Genomic DNA, 17,701 nt, shown 5'->3' with positions numbered 1-17,701 from the left:
ACGAAGGAGCCCCGAAGGGGCCGGCGCTTCAGCCCCGGCGCTCCCCGAAGGCCCTCAGGATCTCCTCGGCGGCCAGCGTCGCCGTCAGCTCCCCGCTCCTGACCCGCCGCTCCAGCGAGGGCGTGGCCTCCTGGACCGCCGGGTCGGTGCGCAACCGCCGCAGCAGCTCGTCACGGACCATCGACCAGGCCCAGTCGACCTGCTGGTCCTGGCGCTTGGCCGTGAGACGGCCCGTCGAGTCGAGGAGCGCGCGGTGCTGCCGCAGCCGCTCCCAGACCTCGTCGAGGCCCGCAGACTCCCGCGCGCTGCAGCTGAGGACCGGCGGCGTCCAGATCGCGTCGGCGCCGTGCATCAGCCGCAGCGCACCCGCCAGTTCCCGCGCGGCGGCGCGGGCGTCGCGCTCGTGCGGACCGTCCGCCTTGTTGACCGCGACCACGTCGGCCAGCTCCAGGACGCCCTTCTTGATGCCCTGGAGCTGATCGCCCGTACGGGCCAGGGTGAGCAGCAGGAACGAGTCGACCATGTTCGCGACGGCGGTCTCGGACTGGCCGACGCCCACCGTCTCCACGAGCACCACGTCGTACCCCGCGGCCTCCATCACGACCATCGACTCGCGGGTCGCCTTCGCGACCCCGCCGAGCGTGCCCGCGCTGGGGGAGGGGCGCACGAAGGCCGCCGGGTCGACGGCGAGCCGCTCCATCCGGGTCTTGTCGCCGAGGATGGAGCCGCCCGTACGGGTCGACGACGGGTCGACGGCGAGCACCGCCACCCGGTGGCCGAGCCCGGTCAGCATCGTCCCGAACGCGTCGATGAAGGTCGACTTCCCGACCCCGGGCACCCCGCTGATCCCGATCCGCACGGCCTTGCCGCTGTGCGGCAGGAGCTCCGTGAGGAGCTCCTGCGCCAGCGCACGGTGCTGGGGGCGGGTCGACTCGACGAGGGTGATCGCACGGGCGATCACCGCCCGCTTCCCGTCGAGCACGCCCTTCACGTACGTGTCGAGACCGATCACAGGTCGTGCCCGAGGCCGGCCGCCAGCCGGGTCACCAGGTCGTGGGCCGCGTCGGGGATCACCGTCCCCGGCGGGAACACGGCCGCCGCACCCATCTCCAGGAGCGTCGCCACGTCCTGCGGGGGGATCACGCCGCCGACCACGATCATGATGTCCTCGCGGCCCTCCGCCGCCAACTCCTCACGCAGCGCCGGCACGAGGGTGAGGTGCCCCGCGGCCAGCGACGAGACCCCGACGACGTGCACGTCCGCCTCGACGGCCTGACGGGCCACCTCGGCCGGGGTCTGGAACAGCGGGCCGACGTCCACGTCGAAGCCCAGGTCGGCGAAGGCGGTGGAGATCACCTTCTGGCCGCGGTCGTGGCCGTCCTGGCCCATCTTGGCGACCAGGATGCGCGGCCGGCGCCCCTCGGCCTCGCCGAAGGCGTCGACCAGGGCGCGGGTGCGCTCCACGGAGGGGGACTCGCCTGTCTCGTTGCGGTACACACCGGAGATCGTACGGATCTGCGCCGCGTGACGGCCGTACACCTTCTCCAGGGCCTCCGAGATCTCGCCGACGGTGGCCTTCGCGCGGGCCGCGCGCACCGCGAGCTCCAGGAGGTTGCCGTCGCCGCCCGCGGCCCGGGTGAGCGCGTCGAGCGCGTCCCGGCAGGCGGTCTCGTCGCGCTCCTCGCGCAGCCGACGCAGCTTGGCGATCTGCTGGGCGCGGACGGAGGAGTTGTCGACCTTGAGGACGTCGATCTGCTCGTCCGACGCGACCCGGTACTTGTTGACGCCGATCACCGGCTGCCGGCCGGAGTCGATCCGGGCCTGGGTGCGGGCCGCCGCCTCCTCCACGCGCAGCTTCGGGATGCCCGCGTCGATGGCCTTCGCCATGCCGCCGGCCTGCTCGACCTCCTGGATGTGCTGCCAGGCGCGGCGGGCCAGGTCGTAGGTGAGCTTCTCGACGTACGCGCTGCCGCCCCACGGGTCGATCGTCCGGCAGGTGCCCGACTCCTGCTGGAGCAGCAGCTGCGTGTTCCGCGCGATGCGCGCCGAGAAGTCCGTGGGCAGCGCGAGCGCCTCGTCGAGGGCGTTGGTGTGCAGCGACTGGGTGTGGCCCTGGGTCGCCGCCATCGCCTCCACGCACGTCCGCGTGACGTTGTTGAACACGTCCTGCGCGGTCAGCGACCAGCCGGAGGTCTGCGAATGGGTCCGCAGGGACAGCGACTTGGCGTTCTGCGGATCGAACTGCCTCACCAGCTTCGCCCAGAGCAGCCGCGCGGCGCGCAGCTTGGCGATCTCCATGAAGAAGTTCATGCCGATCGCCCAGAAGAACGACAGGCGCGGCGCGAACGCGTCCACGTCGAGCCCGGCCTCACGCCCCGCGCGGATGTACTCCACGCCGTCCGCCAGGGTGTACGCCAGCTCCAGGTCGGCCGTCGCGCCCGCCTCCTGGATGTGGTACCCGGAGATGGAGATGGAGTTGTAGCGCGGCATCCGCTGCGAGGTGTAGGCGAAGATGTCGGAGATGATCCGCATCGACGGCCCGGGCGGATAGATGTACGTGTTGCGGACCATGAACTCCTTGAGGATGTCGTTCTGGATGGTCCCGGCCAGCTTCTCGGGCGGTACGCCCTGCTCCTCGGCCGCCACGATGTACAGCGCGAGGACCGGCAGCACCGCGCCGTTCATCGTCATCGACACGGACATCTTGTCCAGCGGGATGCCGTCGAACAGCTGCCGCATGTCGTAGATCGAGTCGATGGCCACACCGGCCATGCCGACGTCGCCGGTGACGCGCGGGTGGTCGCTGTCGTAGCCGCGGTGGGTCGGCAGGTCGAAGGCGACCGACAGGCCCTTCTGGCCGGCCGCGAGGTTGCGCCGGTAGAAGGCGTTCGACTCCTCGGCCGTGGAGAAGCCCGCGTACTGACGGATCGTCCAGGGCTGGTTGACGTACATCGTCGGGTACGGGCCGCGCAGGTACGGGGCGATGCCCGGGAGGGTGTCGAGGAAGTCCAGGCCCTCCAGGTCCTGCCCGGTGTAGAGCGGCTTGACGGCGATGCCCTCCGGGGTCTCCCACAGCAGGTCGTCACCGCCCGCCGCCTTCTTCACGGCCGCGCGCCACTCCTCGGGGCCGCCGGCGGCGGCCTGTGCCCCGAGCTCGATCCCGGAGAAATCGGGGATGGACATCAGGACACTCCCATGCGGTCGAGGGCGGTGGAGAGCAGGGCGACGGCGTCACAGCCGGCGAAGACGTACGTGTCGACACCGGCGTACGACCCGGGGCGCCCGGCGAGGAGGACGTGCTCGGCCCCGGCCGCGCGCAGCTCCCCGGCGGCGGCCTCCGCCCCCTCCTCGTACAGCGCGTCGCTGGAGCAGAGGCAGGCCTCGCGGGCGCCGCTCTCCTCGAACGTGCCCTCGGTGACGGCCTCGATGCCGCCCGCCTGGAAGAGGTTCGCGGCGAAGGCGAGCCGGGCCGAGTGCGCGGCCGCCGGGCCGAGCGCGGCCAGGTAGACGCGGGGCCGGGCGCCGGTCGCCGCGAGGTGGGCGTCGGAACGGGCGCGCAGCGCCTCGTACGCCTCGTCGCGCCGCACGCGGGGAAGACCGCCGGACGGCGGCTCGGGCGCGGGCACGCGGTCCACGGGCTTCTCCGCGAGGTGCGGGAACTCGCTGACACCGGTGATCGGTTCCCGGCGGGTGGCGAGCTTCCGGCTGCGCGCGGCCCAGGTCCCGGCGAGCCGCTCGCCGATCGTGCCGGAGCGCAGCGCGGCGGCCTGACCGCCCTCCCGCTCGATGTCCTGGAAGAACTCCCAGGCGGCGCGCGCGAGTTCGTCGGTGAGCCGCTCCACGTACCAGGAACCGCCCGCCGGGTCGATCACCCGGGACAGGTGCGACTCCTCGATGAGGACGCTGGAGGTGTTGCGGGCGATCCGGCGGGAGAACGCGTCCGGCAGGCCGAGCGCGTCGTCGAAGGGCAGCACGGTGACGCTGCCGGCACCGCCCACGCCCGCCGCGAGCGTCGCGATGGTCGTGCGCAGCATGTTCACCCACGGGTCGCGGCGCGTCATCATCACCGGCGAGGTCACCGCGTGCTGGAGCTGCGCACCCGCCTCCGGGGCGCCGCAGGCCTCGGCGACGCGGGCCCACAGACGGCGCGCGGCGCGCAGCTTCGCGATCGTCAGGAACTGGTCGGCGGTGGCCGCGTAACGGAACTCCAGCTGACCGCACGCCTCCGTGACGCCCAGTCCGGCCTCGGTCAGCCCGCGCAGGTACGCGACACCGGTCGCGAGCGAGGCGCCCAGCTCCTGCGCGGCCGAACCGCCGGCCTCGTGGTACGGCAGGGCGTCCACGGTCAGGGCCCGCAGCCCCGGGTACCGGTCGGCGCAGCGGCGCGCGAGACCGGTCACGGACGCGAGGTCGTACGCCGGGCGGCCGGTGCGGGCCTCGTGGCCCAGCGGGTCCGCGCCCAGGTTGCCCCGGGCCGCCTCCGGGGCGACGCCCCGCTCCTCGTACAGCCGCAGCAGTCGCTCGGCGGCGGCCTCCGTCTCGTCGCCCGCGTCGAGGACGACGGGCGCCAGGTCGAGGTAGACGCCCTCGAGGACGCCGTCGAGCGAGGACACCGGGATGCCGGTGCCGCCGACACCGAGCCAGAGGGAGGTGACGCCGTTCTCCAGGTCGGCGAGGACGGCCTCGCCGTCGGCCGTCGCGTGGAGCTGGCGCACGTCCCAGCCGCCGGCCGTGTTGCCCTCGGCGCGTCCGCCGCGCACGAAGGGAGCGAAGCCGGGCAGGCCGGGATCGGGGGCGGAGTCGCGCGCGGTGTACAGCGGGCGGGTGTCGAGGCCGTCCTCCAGCAGAGTGGACAGGGCGTCCTCGGCGGCGTCGCCGGAGACCTCCTTGCCCGACTTGCGCAGGACACCCGCCACGAGGTGTTGCCACTGCTCATGTGGCGCGTCTGGGAATTCGGACGCCAGGGAGAGCCCGTCGTCAGGCAGGACCGTCATGGCTCGGATGCTAGGGGAGATCCACAAAGGAGCAGGAGAGCGTACGACTGTGACCTTCTTCTCTTCCGCGTTCCGAGACGACCTCCCGAACGGCGGGACGACCCCCGGCCGGCTCAGGTCCTCCCGCCGTCGGCCCGAGCGGGGCGCCGCGCGAAACAGAAGAGGTGCTCCTCCGGAACCGCGCGCTCGTCGTCCGGCCGGAACACCGACACCTCGTGCCGGAGGACGTCGAGACCGCAGTCCTCCCGCAGCGTCCGCACGTACTCCTCCACCGGGAAGCTGGAGACCCTGGCCGGCCGGCCCATGAACTCGATCTCCACCCCGTCCACGTCCGCCGGCACCGTGGCGGTCACCAGATAACCCCCCGGCGCCACCCAGCCCGCCATCCGCTCCAGGGCGGCGGACGCCTCCGCCCGGCTCATCATCAGCAGCGGGAAGAAGGCGCACACGGCGTCGAAGCCCTCCGGCGGAGCGTCGTAGTCACGGACGTCCACCTGCTCGAACACGGCCCCCGGCACCTGTGCGCGGGCCAGCCCGACCATCTCCCCGGACACGTCGATGCCCGTCACCGCGCACCCCGCCCGCACCAGGCGGTCGGCGACCGGCCGCCCCGTCCCGCTGCCGACGTCCAGGACCCGGGCCCCCGCGCCCAGGCGCTCCGTGAGCCAGTCCACCGCCGCCGTCTGCTCCGGCAGGCGCCCGAAGGCCCGCTCGTACGCCATGCCCAGCTCGTCGAACAGTTCCGCCGCCGACAGCGGCTTCCGCCCGACACCCTCGTCCCGCATGCTGCTCCCCTTTCCCGGATTCCCCGGATTCCCCGGATTTTCCGGGTTCCCGGGTTTCCCGGACCGCACGGGCCGACCGCCCGTCCCGGGCGGCTTCCTACCCGCTTCCCACGCGCTTCCCACCGGCTTCCCACCGGTCTTCTCCGGGCTTCCGCCGGTCTTCGTGCGGTCGAGATGCCGGAGCGCGGAGCCGGACGAACAATGGACGGAGTAGGCCCGCAGGACGCGGGTGCCGGAACCGCTCGGGGACTTCCCTATCCGGACACGGCCATGCCATGAACGCAGGAAGCCCGGCCCAGGGCCGGCCAGCATCCCCCCAAGGTGCTCTCTACCGACTCGGTCACTGGTGCGCCCGTCACTTCCTCGTCGTCATCGCCCTCTGGCTGGCGGCCGTCGCGGGACTCCAGATCACCGACCGGGCCGTCGGCGGAATGTTCTCCGACGACTTCGCGCTTCCCGGAGTGCAGTCGGCCGAGGGCCTCGACGTCCTCAAGGCGCACGATCCCGCCGCCGGCGGATACAGCGCCCAAGTCGTCCTGAACGACCCCTCCAAGCCCCTCACCCAGGAGTCGTCCGCGGTCAACTCCGCCGTCGCCGCCCTCGCGAAGCTCCCCGACGTCCTCGGCGCCCAGAACCCGCTGCCGCCGCCCGGTACCACCCCGCCGGCGCTCCCGGCCGGGACACCCAACACCGGCCCGCTCTCCACGGACGGCAAGACCGCCTACATCACCGTCCGCTTCAGCGTGGCGCCCTCGACCCTCGGCACCGACTACCTGAACGGCGTCGACGCCGCCGTCCAGCCGCTCAGGGACGCCGGCGTCACCGTCGAGTACGGCGGTTCGCTCGGCGAACTCGCCCGGCCGACGGCCGACGACCGCAGCAGCGAGGCCATCGGCTTCGCCGTCGCGATCGTCGTCCTCCTCATCGGCTTCGGCAGCGTCATCGGCGCCGTCATGCCGCTGGTCACCGCACTCCTCGGAGCGGTCTGCGGGCTCGCCCTGCTGGGCCTGATGGCGGCCGCCTTCACCTTCGGCACGGTCTCGCCCACCCTGGCCACCATGATCGGCCTCGGCGTCGGAATCGACTACGCGCTGTTCCTCATCACCCGCCACCGCCAGAACCTCATGAACGGCCACGATCCCGCCGACTCGGCCGCCCGCGCGACCACCACCAGCGGCCGCGCGGTCCTCGTCTCCGGCTGCACGGTCATCATCGCCCTGTCCGGCCTGTGGGTCTCCGGCGTCACCTTCATCGGCAAACTCGGCCTGGCGGCCGCCTTCACGGTCGTCACCGCCGTCATCGCCGCGCTCACCCTCGTCCCGGCCATGCTCGGGCTCGTCGGCCACCGGATCGACCGCTACCACGTCCGCAAGCCCGTGGCGGAGACCGACGCCGAGCCCGGCGCACCCGCGCACGGCACCTGGCACCGGTACGCGCAACGCGTCGAGAAGCGCCCCTGGTGGTTCCTCACCGGCGGCGTCCTGGTCCTGCTCGTCCTCGCCTTCCCCCTGCTCTTCATCCAGCTCGGCCACATCGGCGACGGAGCCGACCCCGAGTCGTTCACCGACCGGCGGGCCTACGACCTGATCTCCACGGCCTTCGGCCCCGGCGCGAACGGGCCGCTCACCCTCGTCGTCGACCAGTCGGCCGTGCCCGCGGCCGACCGGGCCGCCCTCGGCACCAAGCTCAAGGACTCGCTGACGGGCGTACCCGACGCCGCCTTCATCACCCCGCTGCAGACCACCTCCGACGGGGACGTCCTCGTCGGCACCGCCTACTCCACCACCTCCCCGCAGGACGAGAAGACCACCCAACTGACCAACCACCTCGTCGACGACGTCCTCCCGCAGGCGGTGGCCGGCACCGACGCGCAGACCTACGTCACCGGGAACACGGCCGCCCAGGTCGACTTCCTCGACATCGTCTCCAGCCGCCTGCCGCTGATCATCGCCGTCGTGGTCGGACTCGCCTTCCTCGTCATCCTGATCGTCTTCCGCGGACTCCTCGTCGCGGTCAAGGCGGCCGTGCTCAACGTGCTCTCCATCGCCGCCTCCTACGGCGTCGTCGTGGCCGTCTTCCAGTGGGGCTGGGGCGGGCCCGCACTCGGAGTCAACGGCAAGGTGCCCATCGAGAGCTACGTGCCGATGATGATGTTCGCCATCGTCTTCGGCCTGAGCATGGACTACGAGATCTTCCTGCTGTCCCGCGTCCGCGAGGCCTGGCTGCGCACCGGGGACTCGAAGGCCAGCGTGGCCCACGCCCTGGAGATCACCGCCCGGGTCATCACCTGCGCCGCACTGATCATGGTCAGCGTCTTCGCGGCCTTCATCGTCTCGGACAACATCGTCGTCAAGATGCTCGGCCTCGGCCTCGCCGCCAGCGTCCTCATCGACGCCACCGTGGTGCGCCTGCTCCTCGTGCCCGCCGTGATGACCCTCCTCGGCCGCCACGCCTGGTGGACCCCGGCCTGGCTCGACCGGATCCTGCCCCACCTGGACACCGAGGGCGAGGAGGGCCACGACGTCCCGGAGACCGCCGGGAAGAGGTGAACCGGCACCGGCTCAGCCCCGCGACAGCTCGCCGAGCAGCTTCCAGGTGCGGCGGCGGTCCTCCTCGCCGCCCAGGTCCGTCGCGGTGAACACCACCTCCGTCGCCCCCGCCTCGCGGTAGCGCCGCACCTCGGCGGCGACCGTCTCCTCGTCCCCGATCGCGGCCAGTCCGGCCGCCCCGTCGGCGCCGGAGAGCTCGATCGCACGCTGGTAGGAGGGGACCCGCTCGTAGAGCGCGAGCGCCTCCGCCGCCCTCTGCCGCACGCCCTCGGCGTCCGCCGTCACCACGCCCGGCACGAGGGCCACGATCCGGGGCGCGGGGCGGCCCGCCGCCTCGGCGGCGGCCGTCACGGCCGGGACGAGGTGCTCGGCGAGCGCCCGCGGACCCGCCAGGAACGGCAGGACGCCGTCGGCGAGTTCACCGCTCACCCGCAGGGCCTGCGGCCCCATCGCGGCGACGAGCACCGGCACCGCCGGGTCGGCCCCCGGCACCGCCGCCGAGTACGGAGTCGTCGCCGTCAGCAGCTCGCCGTGGAAATCGGCCCCGCCGGTCTCCAGGAGCGGCCGCAGGGCCGTGAGGAACTCCCGGAGCAGCCCGATCGGCCGCTCGTACGGGAGGCCGAACGCGGTCTCCGTCAGGTGCCGGGTGCCGAGGGCGAGCCCCAGGTGGTAGCGGCCGCCGGTGGCGGCCTGCGCGGTCTGCGCCTGACTGGAGACGAGCAGCGGATGGCGGCCGAAGACCGGGATCGCGGACGTCCCGACGTGCAGCCCGGGCACCTCGCGCCCGACGATCGCGGCGAGCGAGGGGGAGTCGTACGCGAAGGACTGGCCGAACCACGCCGAGTGCAGGCCGGCGTCGCGCGCCTCCCGCGCGAGCCGCACCGTGTCGTCGATCGGAAGCTGCCGGGAGGTCGAGCTGAGCGTCACTCCAAGGGTCATGCACCCGGCAACAGGCCGTTCCGGCACCGGCATTCCCGGTTCCGTGTGAACGGCGCGTGGCGGGGATGATGGGGGCATGAAGACGCTCGCCGAAGTGGACGCACTGGCCGACCGCGCGCACGCCGGACAGGTCGACAAGACCGGCGTCCCCTACGTCGCCCACGTCCGCGCGGTCGCCGCCGGCCTGGAGCCGCTCGGCCCGCACCTGGCCATGGCCGGTCTGCTGCACGACGTCATCGAGGACACGGAGTGGACGGCGGAGCGGCTGCGCGCCGCCGGGGTCCCCGCCCGGGTCGTCGCCCTCGTCGAAGCCGTCACCAACCACCCGGACACGGAGTACGCGGAGAAGCTCCGCCGCATCACGGAGGATCCCGAGGCCACCCTCGTGAAGATCGCCGACAACGCGCACAACAGCCGCGCGGACCGGGCCGCCGCCCTGCCGCCCGACCGGCGGGAACGGCTGGCCGCCAAGTACCGCGCGGCCAGGGCCGTCCTGTGGCCGGCGGCCGACCCCGGGGACATCGCGACGATCCTCCGGGTGGTCAACCCCGACCTGCTCGCCGAGCTCACCGGGACGGCCGGTCAGGCCTGACCGGCCTGACCGGCCGGCCGGGCCTCAGGCCCGTCGGCCCGCGATCCAGCCCGTGAGCTCCGTCGGACGGTTGGTGATGACGCCGTCCACGCCGAGTTCGTCCAGGGCCTTCCACCGCGCCGCGCTGTCGACCGTCCACACGTTCACGGCCACGCCCGCCGCGTGCAGCTCGTCGACGGCGCCCGAACGGGCGGAGAGTCCCTTGTCCGAGACGTTGTACGCGGCCAGGTCCAGCTCCTCGGCGACGGCGACCGGATCGGGGTCCAGGTCGTCGCGCAGCAGGCCCAACGGCAGCTCGGGCGCCAGCTCGTGGGCGAGCCGCAGGGACGTGACGTCGAAGCTCTGGACGAAGACCCGGTCGGTCATGCCCTGGTCCCGCACCTCCCGCACGATCCGGGCCACCTCGGCCTCGGTCTGCCGGCCCTTGATCTCCAGGAGCAGGTTGCCGCCGCGCGTCCGGAGGTCCGCCAGCTGGGCGGCCAGCGTCGGGACGCGCGTGCCGGTGAAGACGGGGGCGAACCAGGAGCCGGCGTCCAGGGCGTCCAGCTGGGCCGAGGTCAGCGAGCGGAGCGTGCCCGTGCCGTCGGTCGTCCGGTCGACGGTCGCGTCGTGGAGGATGTACGGCACGCCGTCCTTGCTGGGCTGGACGTCGTTCTCGATCCACGTGGTCCCGCCCCGCCGGGCCACCTCGTCGGAGACCAGGGTGTTCTCGGGCGCGGCGGACGAGGCCCCCCGGTGGGCGAACACGGTCAGCGGCTCCCCGGCCGCGCGGAGCCAGTGGCCCGCCGCGTGCGTGCCCGGGGGCGGCGCGTGCCGCGGCGCGGCGGGCCGGGGGGCGTACGCGGTCGGCTCCGCGGACAGGTTGGGCGGGGCGGCGAGGACCAGGGCCGCGGCGAGCACCGCCGGGCCGTAACCGAAGCGCCGTCGGATCCGGGGCGCGCGGGACGGGAGGTGGTTCATGGACGCAGAGCTTAGGTACGGACGGTGGCCCCGCCGGGGCCCCACACCGCACGGCACGTGACGAGTCGACAAATCCTGGAGGTCGACGGGCGACACGACACGAAACGCCGGGGCACGACGCGACACGACGTGCCGGGGCGCAACACGGCGCGACACGACACGACACGACGCACCGCGCCGGCCCTTTGGCCGAATCGTCCGGTCTGCGGCATCGTGGGCCTGTGCCCGCAGCCGTGCCATCGGGGGACCACGGCCGGGCGTACCGAGTCAGGGGGACTCATGGACACCGGAACGGCACGGAGAACGGGCGGCGTCGCGGAGACGGACGCTCCGGGGCGCCAGGAGCGCGGCCGGGGAGTGCTGGAAGGCGCGTTCGCACTGCTCGACGCCCTGCGCCGGAACGGCGACGAGGCAGGCGTGACCGAACTCGCGCTCGCCTGCGGCGTGCCCAAGGGCAGCGTCCACCGGCTGCTCGACCAGCTGGTCGGAGTCGGCGCCGTGGAACGCAAGGGCAACCGCTACCGGGTCGGCCCGCAGCTCTACCGCCTCGGCCAGGCCTGGGAGCCGCACCCCGGTCTGCGTCCCGCCGCCCGGCTGCCCCTCCAGCGCCTCAGGGCCCTCACCGGCGCCAGCGTCGTCCTCGCCGTGCTGCGCGAGGACATGGCGATCACCGTGAGTTCGGTGCCCGGCGACCTGGAGCCCCTCCTCCCCGTACGCGACGGCATCGCGTTCCGCCTCGACACCGCCGCCGGGAAGGCGCTGCGCGGCCCCCTCCGCGGCGGGCCGGTGCTCGACCGGGAGGACGTGATGGAGGGGGTGTGCTGCGCCGCGCTGCCGGTCCGCGCCCCGGACGGCCGCACGGTCGCGGCGCTCGCCGGCATGGTCCCCGCGGGCCGCGGACTCGACGCGCTGGCCGGGGCCGTCGCCGGGACGGGGGCCGCGATCACCCGCGCGCTCGCCCGGGGCCACCGGCGGGCACCGGTCCCGACGGCCGCCCTCGTCCCGTAGTTCCCCGCACCGTTCCGCCCAGTGGAACGCGCGTAGAGCGGGGGCGGTGCCGCCGGGCACAGTGGGTGTCGTGCCGGGGGGAAACGGCACACCGGGGCCGCCGGGAAAGGCGGACCGGACACCACGTCACACGCGTGACCCGATGTGTGGGGGGACCACATGAGCAAGAACCGAGTCGTCCGAATCGCCGCCACCGCCCTGCTCGGACTCGGCAGCCTCGGCGCCTTCGCCGGCACCGCGCACGCCGAGCCGATCGACTACGTGAAGATCGAGCTGTTCGAGCTGCACTGCCAGCAGAACAGCGAGGGCGACCACGACGAGGCCTACCTCAAGATCACCGACGCCAACGGCAACGCCGTCAAGGTCTGGCCCGGCAACGGCATCAGCTACCAGACCATGGGCACCGGTTACGTCCGGTCCATGGCGGACGGCAACGGCAACGCCGCGCTCATCCTCGGCAAGGAGCAGGCCCGCACCCTGACCCTGTGGGACAAGGACACCTTCGGCGGCGACGACAAGCTCGGCGCCACGCTCGTCACCGGCAGCGAGGTCGGTGCCGAGACCCAGTGGCGCACCGTCGAGGGCTCCGGCGGCGTCTACGTCATCGGCTACCGGGTCGTCGACATCTGACGGACGGACACCACCCGGGGGAAGGGCCGTGCCGGGCACCCGGCACGGCCCTTCCCCGTCCCGCCTCAGTGCCCGCCGGGCGCGTGCAGCTCACCCGAGCGCGCCACCCGGGCGTACCAGCGGGCGCTGGACTTCGGGGTGCGCTCCAGGGTGTCGTAGTCCACCCGGACCGCGCCGAACCGCTTCGCGTAGCCGTACGCCCACTCGAAGTTGTCGAGCAGCGACCAGAGGAAGTAGCCGCGCACGTCCACCCCGTCCGACATCGCCCGGTGCACCGCCTCCAGGTGCGCGTGCACATAGGCGGCGCGCTCCGGATCGTGCACCGAACCGTCCGGACCGACCGCGTCCTCGTACGCCGCCCCGTTCTCGCTGATCACCAGGGGAAGATCGGGGTACGCCGCGGAGACCCGGGTCAGCAGGTCGTACAGCGCGCTCGGGTCGACCGCCCAGCCCATCGCCGTCGGCTCGCCCGGCGCCCGGTGGAAGGCGACCGCGTCCGCCCCCGGCCACGGCGAGTGCTCGCTGTTGCCGTGGCCGTCGTCCTGCGGCTTCTCCGCGCCCTCCGGGACCGTCGAGACCACCGTCGGCGTGTAGTAGTTGATCGCGAGCAGGTCCAGCGGCTGGTGCACCGCCGCCGTGTCGCCTTCCCGGACGAAGGACCAGTCGGTGAGGTGCGCCGTGTCGGCGAACAGGTCCTCCGGATAGGCGCCCTCCAGCATCGGGCCCAGCCAGATCCGGTTGCCGACGGCGTCGATGCGACGGGCCGCGTCCAGGTCCTCCGCCGAACCGGTCAGCGGACGGATCTCGTGCAGGTTGAGCGAGACCGCGATCTGCCGGTCCGCCGGCAGCGCGGCCCGCAGCGCCTGGACCGCGAGACCGTGCCCGAGGTTGAGGTGGTGGGCGGCGCGCAGCGCGGCCACCGGATCGGTCCGGCCCGGTGCGTGCACCCCGGAGCCGTACCCCAGGAAGGCGCTGCACCACGGCTCGTTGAGCGTGGTCCACCGCTTCACCCGGTCGCCGACGGCACCGGCGACGACCCCCGCGTACTCGGCGAACCGCTCGGCGGTCGACCGCTCCGGCCAGCCGCCCGCGTCCTCCAACTCCTGCGGCAGGTCCCAGTGGTAGAGGGTCAGCGCCGGTTCGATCCCGGCGGCGAGCAGCTCGTCGACGAGCCGCCGGTAGAAGTCGAGGCCCCGCTGGACGGCCGGCCCCCGGCCGGTGGGCTGGACACGGGACCAGGAGACGGAGAACCGGTAGGCGTTCAGGCCGAGTTCGGCCATGATCCCGACGTCCTCGCGGAACCGGTGGTAATGGTCGACGGCCACGTCACCGGTGTGCCCCTCGAAGACCTTGCCGGGGGTGTGCGAGAAGGTGTCCCAGATGGAGGGGGTGCGGCCGTCCTCAGCCGCCGCTCCCTCGATCTGGTACGCGGCGGTGGCGGCGCCCCACAGGAAGTCGGCGGGGAACGAGCGGACGGCGGTGAGCGGCCGGATTTCGGGCGCGGTCATAGGAGGGGGCTCCCAACACGGGTACGGGTGTGTGCGGTACGGCGGTTCGGTACTTCGGTGCTTCGGTACGGAGAGGGGCGCGGCGCGGCCGGTCAGCTCTTGACGGCGCCGGCCGTGATGCCGCCGACGATGTGCTTGCCGAGGAAGGCGAAGACCAGCAGCAGCGGCACGGTGGAGATCAGGGCGCCGGTCAGCACCACGGCGTGGTCCACGGTGTGGCTGCCCGCGCCGAGTCCGGCGAGCGCCACCTGGAGCGTGGGGTTGCCGTCCGGGGTGAGCGCGATGAACGGCCAGAAGAAGTCGTTCCACGCCTGGACGAAGACCAGCATGCCGAGCACGGCCATGGCCGGCCTGGCCACGGGGAAGACCACGTGCCAGATGATCCGGAGGCTGTGCGCCCCGTCCATCCGGGCGGCCTCCACCAGCTCCGTCGGCAGCGCCTCCAGCAGGAACTGGCGCATGAAGAACACGCCGAAGGCGGCGACCAGCGAGGGCAGCACGACCGACTGGAGCTGGTCGAACCAGCCGAGGTCCGTGATGATCTGGTAGAGCGGGATCACGCTGAGCTGCGGCGGGATCGTCATCGTGGCGACCACGAGCGAGAGCAGCACGCCCCGGCCGCGGAAGGGCAGTTTGGCGAAGGCGAAGCCGGCGAGCGTGGAGAACAGCACGGTGGACAGCGCCACCAGGCCCGCCACGATCGTGGTGTTGACCAGCGCCTCGCCCATGTCGACCTGGTTCCAGGCGAAGCCGAGGTTGTCCAGGAGCCGCTTGCCGGGCAGCAGCGGCGCCGGGGCCTCCACGACCCGCTCGCCGGTGTGGGAGGCGGCCACCACGTTCCAGTACAGCGGGAAGAGCGAGACGAACGCGGCGACGACGAGCAGGACGTACGTCAGCGGCCCCGCGTGGTGCTGACGGCCGGCCGACGGGCGGAAGCGACGTCCCGGCCGGGCCGCCGGGACCTCGGCCCCGGCCTCGATCGGCGTCGTGTCGAGTGTGCGGGCCATGAGGTCATCCCCCCAGCTTCGTGCGGTCGCGGCGGGAGACCAGCGCCTGGACGCCGCCGATCAGGAGGAGGAGCAGGAGCATGACCCAGGCGATCGCGGAGGCCTGTCCCAGGGCGCCGGTCACCCAACCCTTCTCGTACATCAGCAGGCTCAGCGTCTGGAACTGGTTGCCGCTGCCGCCGCTGATGCCCACGCTGCCGCCGAAGAGCATCGGCTCGCCGAACAGCTGGGTCGCGCCGATGGTGGAGACGATGATCGTGAAGAGGATCGTCGGCCGGATCGACGGAATGGTGACGCTGACGAACTGCCGCCAGCGCGAGGCGCCGTCGAGCGAGGCCGCCTCGTAGAGGTCCTGCGGCACGGCCTGCATCGCGGCCAGGTAGATCAGCGCGTTGTAGCCGGTCCAGCGCCAGGTGACGATCACCGAGATCGCGATCTGCGCCGGCCACTTGGACGACTCCCAGTCCACCGGGTCGACGCCGATCCAGCCGAGGAGGCCGTTGATCATCCCGTAGTCGGTGTTGAACAGCTGGGCGAAGACCAGGGTCGCCGCCGCGATCGAGGTGGCGTACGGGGCGAGGATCGCGACCCGGAAGAAGCCGCGGCCGCGGAGCCTGTAGTTGAGCAGGTGCGCCAGGCCCAGGGCCATGAGCAGCTGCGGAACGGTCGAGATCACCCCGATGGTGAAGGTGTTGAGCAGCGCGTTCCAGAAGAACTCGCTGGTCGCGAGGTCGGTGTAGTTCTCCAGGCCCTTCCACGTCGGGTCGCCGCCGAGCTCGACCCGGTTCAGCGAGAGCCAGCCGGTGTAGAGCAGCGGGAAGAGCCCGAAGGCGGCGAAGGTGAGGAAGAAGGGGGCGACGAAGAGGTACGGGACCGCCTTGATGTCCCAGCGGTAGAGCGCGCTGCGCAGGCCGGCCGGGGCGGCACGGCGGCCGGAGGGGCGGCCGGGGGAGGAGGGCGGTGCGGCGGGCGGCGGGGAACCGTCCCGCTTCGCCCGAACGGAGGTGGCCACGGGGGCGTCCTTCCAGGTCGATGCGTGCGGTGGTGCGGACGGTGCCGGTCCGTCGCCCGCGGGCGACGGACCGGCAGGCGCCCCCGTCGGGCCGGGTCCGGAAAGTGGTGCCGTCCGCCCGGGGGCGGGGGCCGCGGCCCGGGCGCGGCCTTCCGGACGGGGCCTAGTGGTCGATCTTGTCGTCGACCAGCTTCTTGACGTTCTCCCAGGCCTTGGCCGGGTCGGTGCCGCGCTGCTCGATGTCGAGGATGCCGTTGTCGGTGAGGAAGGTCTTCACCTGGCCGTCGTAGCGGCTGATGGTGGCCGGGGTGATGCCGACCGCCGCGCTGGAGAAGATCTTGCCGACCGGCGTGTCGCCGAAGTACGGCAGCTTCGCCTCCTGGACCGCCGAGGAGAGGAGCGTGTCCTTGGACGAGGGGATGTTGCCGTTGACCGCGAACACCTTGGCGTGTTGTTCCGGCGCGGTCAGCCAGGCGGCCAGCTCGGCGGCCTCCTCGGTGTGCTTGCCGGCCTTGGGCACGGCGAGGAAGGAGCCGCCCCAGTTGCCGGCGACCGGCGGCGCCGCGATGTCCCACTTGCCCTGGTTGGCGGGGCCGGCCTGGTCCTTGATGATGCCGGTCATCCAGCTCGGGCAGGCGACCGTGGCGAACTTCGAGTTCTTGAAGGCGGCGTTCCAGGTGCCCTTCTCGTCGAACTGGCGCAGCTTGGCGGTGAGTCCGCCCCGGGCCGCCTTCACGGCGGTGTCCCAGGCCTTCTTCACGCCGGGGCTGTTCTCCCAGTCGAGCTCGCCGCTCGCGTTGGCGTACTGCACCGGGTCACTGGAGACGACGGCGTTGAAGAGGCCGCTCGCGGAGTCGTGGAAGGCGGTGCCGGCGGGTGCGGCCGCCTTGTACTTCTCGCCGGTCGCGAGGAACTTGGACCAGTCGCCGGACCACAGCTTGCCGACCTCCTCGCGGGCGGTGGGCAGCTTGGCCTCGGCGAAGAGCTCCTTGTTGTAGCAGATGGCCATGGGGCCGATGTCGGTGCCGAGGCCGATGACCCTGCCGTCGGCCGTCGTGGCCTGCTTGACCTTCCAGTCGAGGAAGTCGCCGAGGTCGGCGCCGCCCTCCTTGCTCAGGTCGACCCACTTGTTCGCCAGGGCGGTGCCGGTCGCCTCGGCGATGTAGCCCACCTCGACGGCCTGGATGTCGGCGACGCCGCTGTTCTGGGCGAGGCGCAGCTTCAGCGTGTCCCAGTACTTCTGGCCGTCGGAGACGTTCGACTCCTCGATCTTGATGTTCGGGTGGAGCCGCTCGTACTCGGCGTAGAGCTTGGCACCGGTCTTGTCGTCGTAGCCGAAGGAACCGAAGGTCCCGATCCGCAGCGTGATCTTCCCGGTGCCCCGGCCGTCCTTGCCGGCGTCGTCCTCGTCGCTGCCGCAACCGGTGAGCAGGGTCGTGCCGGTCACGACGACGGCGACCGCCGCGATCGCCGCACGGCGTCCGCGTCTGCTGCTGGAAGTGCGCATTCCACTCTCCTCGTCCAAGGTGGTGCTCTTTGTGCGCCAAGAGGCCCGGTCGGCCGATCGCGGCTCGGCGGCGCCTGCCAGGACCTGATGCAAGGCGGTGTCGCGTCCCTATGGGAGCGCTCCCACGTCGTTGCCGGAAGGTTGCTGCCTGGCGGGTGCGGGTGTCAAGAGATGAACGCGGATTCGTTACCGGAAGGTTTTCCGGGGGTT

14 protein-coding genes are annotated in these 17,701 nt (G+C 72.6%); 4 read left to right on the top strand and 10 right to left on the bottom strand.

Features of this window, described 5'->3' with window-relative positions; translation table 11 throughout:
* Positions 1-28 precede the first annotated feature (28 nt).
* From meaB to ACZ66Z_RS00910, 4 genes are all read right to left on the bottom strand, one after another.
* On the bottom strand, positions 29-1,012 hold the full coding sequence (gene meaB / locus ACZ66Z_RS00925; protein ID WP_469931819.1) for a methylmalonyl Co-A mutase-associated GTPase MeaB: 984 nt from the start codon (positions 1,010-1,012) through the stop codon (positions 29-31).
* Positions 1,009-3,183, bottom strand: a complete 2,175-nt coding sequence (gene scpA / locus ACZ66Z_RS00920) for a methylmalonyl-CoA mutase (RefSeq protein WP_469931818.1) — start codon at positions 3,181-3,183, stop codon at positions 1,009-1,011. Before scpA ends, meaB begins: the two co-directional genes overlap by 4 nt.
* Positions 3,183-4,994: a methylmalonyl-CoA mutase family protein gene (locus ACZ66Z_RS00915; protein ID WP_469931817.1), complete on the bottom strand. Its 1,812-nt coding sequence runs from the start codon at positions 4,992-4,994 to the stop codon at positions 3,183-3,185. Before ACZ66Z_RS00915 ends, scpA begins: the two co-directional genes overlap by 1 nt.
* A gap of 113 nt (positions 4,995-5,107) precedes the next feature.
* Positions 5,108-5,779, bottom strand: coding sequence for a class I SAM-dependent methyltransferase (locus ACZ66Z_RS00910; protein ID WP_469931816.1), 672 nt, complete (start codon positions 5,777-5,779; stop codon positions 5,108-5,110).
* Between the two features lie 275 nt (positions 5,780-6,054).
* Here ACZ66Z_RS00910 and ACZ66Z_RS00905 point away from each other — a divergent pair, with 275 nt between their 5' ends.
* The gene (locus ACZ66Z_RS00905; RefSeq protein WP_469931815.1) at positions 6,055-8,328 is read left to right on the top strand and encodes an MMPL family transporter; all 2,274 of its coding nucleotides are present in this window, start codon (positions 6,055-6,057) and stop codon (positions 8,326-8,328) included.
* A gap of 12 nt (positions 8,329-8,340) precedes the next feature.
* On the opposite strand, the gene ACZ66Z_RS00900 is transcribed toward ACZ66Z_RS00905, so the two are convergent.
* Positions 8,341-9,267, bottom strand: a complete 927-nt coding sequence (locus ACZ66Z_RS00900) for a TIGR03564 family F420-dependent LLM class oxidoreductase (protein ID WP_469931814.1) — start codon at positions 9,265-9,267, stop codon at positions 8,341-8,343.
* Between the two features lie 76 nt (positions 9,268-9,343).
* Between ACZ66Z_RS00900 and ACZ66Z_RS00895 the strand changes: the two genes are divergently transcribed.
* Entirely contained in the window at positions 9,344-9,859 is a 516-nt protein-coding gene (locus tag ACZ66Z_RS00895) for an HD domain-containing protein (protein ID WP_469931813.1), read from the top strand.
* A gap of 24 nt (positions 9,860-9,883) precedes the next feature.
* Here ACZ66Z_RS00895 and ACZ66Z_RS00890 read toward each other — a convergent pair whose 3' ends face one another.
* Complete coding sequence (locus ACZ66Z_RS00890) at positions 9,884-10,819, bottom strand: glycerophosphodiester phosphodiesterase (RefSeq protein ID WP_469931812.1); 936 nt, start codon at positions 10,817-10,819, stop codon at positions 9,884-9,886.
* Between the two features lie 279 nt (positions 10,820-11,098).
* On the opposite strand from ACZ66Z_RS00890, the gene ACZ66Z_RS00885 reads away from it, so the two are divergent.
* Both ACZ66Z_RS00885 and ACZ66Z_RS00880 read left to right on the top strand, forming a co-directional pair.
* Positions 11,099-11,827: an IclR family transcriptional regulator gene (locus ACZ66Z_RS00885; protein WP_469931811.1), complete on the top strand. Its 729-nt coding sequence runs from the start codon at positions 11,099-11,101 to the stop codon at positions 11,825-11,827.
* Positions 11,828-11,986: 159 nt separating this feature from the next.
* Entirely contained in the window at positions 11,987-12,457 is a 471-nt protein-coding gene (locus ACZ66Z_RS00880; RefSeq protein WP_469931810.1) for a hypothetical protein, read from the top strand.
* Positions 12,458-12,522: 65 nt separating this feature from the next.
* Here ACZ66Z_RS00880 and ACZ66Z_RS00875 read toward each other — a convergent pair whose 3' ends face one another.
* From ACZ66Z_RS00875 to ACZ66Z_RS00860, 4 genes are all read right to left on the bottom strand, one after another.
* Positions 12,523-13,965: a GH1 family beta-glucosidase gene (locus ACZ66Z_RS00875; protein WP_469931809.1), complete on the bottom strand. Its 1,443-nt coding sequence runs from the start codon at positions 13,963-13,965 to the stop codon at positions 12,523-12,525.
* A 92-nt stretch (positions 13,966-14,057) separates the two neighbouring features.
* Positions 14,058-14,972, bottom strand: a complete 915-nt coding sequence (locus tag ACZ66Z_RS00870; protein WP_469931808.1) for a carbohydrate ABC transporter permease — start codon at positions 14,970-14,972, stop codon at positions 14,058-14,060.
* 4 nt (positions 14,973-14,976) lie between these two features.
* Positions 14,977-15,984 (bottom strand): carbohydrate ABC transporter permease, encoded by a 1,008-nt coding sequence (locus ACZ66Z_RS00865; RefSeq protein ID WP_469931807.1) that lies wholly within the window; start codon positions 15,982-15,984, stop codon positions 14,977-14,979.
* 163 nt (positions 15,985-16,147) lie between these two features.
* Entirely contained in the window at positions 16,148-17,491 is a 1,344-nt protein-coding gene (locus tag ACZ66Z_RS00860; protein ID WP_469931806.1) for an ABC transporter substrate-binding protein, read from the bottom strand.
* Positions 17,492-17,701: the final 210 nt, after the last annotated feature.

This window comes from Streptomyces sp. NPDC107498 (assembly GCF_055582805.1).
Note: the sequence above shows the minus strand (reverse complement) of the source record. Positions and strands in the feature narration are given on the sequence as shown.